Annotated in this window: 1 protein-coding gene; it reads left to right on the top strand. The window is 43.6% G+C overall.

From position 1 onward, the window contains the following. The first annotated feature begins 195 nt into the window (after positions 1-195). Complete coding sequence (locus G5B42_RS11640; protein WP_181340637.1) at positions 196-879, top strand: DUF6946 family protein; 684 nt, start codon at positions 196-198, stop codon at positions 877-879. Positions 880-1,055: the final 176 nt, after the last annotated feature.

Below are 1,055 nucleotides of genomic sequence, written 5' to 3' on the forward strand. Positions count from 1 at the left end.
GAAGTTAAATCATGTAGAGAACGCGCCCACAGCCATGGACCTAAGCGCGGCCGCGCCCGGCTTGTTCGGGCCTAAGTGGCGTCGCACTAAGGCCCGGTCTGCGCCTTAAGGTCCATGGCCGTCGGTAATCGGCAAACGTTATCTGCAACACCCTAAAATAAGAGATATTAAAGATATAAAAATGGGGGATTTTAGATGGGAAATATTTTTGTACCATCGGTTTCGCCTAAAGATTGGCGGAAATTGTTAGCAGATCCACGTAAGCATTGGAAAAAGGGTTATTCTGCGAGGGCCTTGGCATATTGTTGGCAGGAAGCAAATGGATTTCCGAGTTCTGTTATCAGAGCATTTAAAAATTCAGGGCTTGATATATTTAGCGATTTAGTACCATTGTTTGTATTTCCTGAATGGAAAGTAAAGTTGCCCGGCGGGAAAGCCGCCTCCCAAAATGATATCTATGTCATTGGAAAATCTAAAGATAAGCTTATGACAATCATGGTGGAAGGTAAGGTAAATGAACCCTTTGATAAAACCATTTCTGAATGGTTGCATGACAGCAGTTCCGGGAAAAAGGAAAGGTTAGAGTTTTTACTTAGCTTACTATGTATTAATAACGCTAATATAGATCGTATACGATATCAACTGTTGCATAGGGCGGCTTCTGCAGTTATTGAAGCGGATAGGATCAATGCCAGTAATGCAACACTACTGATACATTCTTTTAGCGAGAAATATGAGTGGTATGATGATTTTGCAAGTTTTGTCGATTTGTTTGGATTAGTAGCTGCAAAGGATTCAGTTGTCGGTCCGGCTAGAATTGGGGCAATTGATTTGTATTTTGGATGGGTGAAGGGCGAAAAAGAATATTTGAATAAGTAATGAAAGATGGGTGCAGCAGATAACACGGCATTGCCGCTTTGGGCCGCCGAAAGCCAATTCATGATGTTGGACAAGCAAGTTAGGTCATGGAGTGGACGCGGCCACATCGATTCGCCAAGCGCGTCGCGCTAGGGCTCATCGACGTCGGCAATGCCAAACGTTATGTGACATTTAAC

Origin of the sequence: Capillibacterium thermochitinicola, from assembly GCF_013664685.1 — a bacterium.
GTDB classification, from domain to species: Bacteria; Bacillota; UBA4882; order UBA10575; family UBA10575; genus Capillibacterium; species Capillibacterium thermochitinicola.

Coding starts and splice junctions, on each gene's coding strand:
- G5B42_RS11640 (WP_181340637.1), top strand. CDS start 196: ATGGGAAATATTTTTGTACCATCGGTTTCGCCTAAAGATTGGCGGAAA.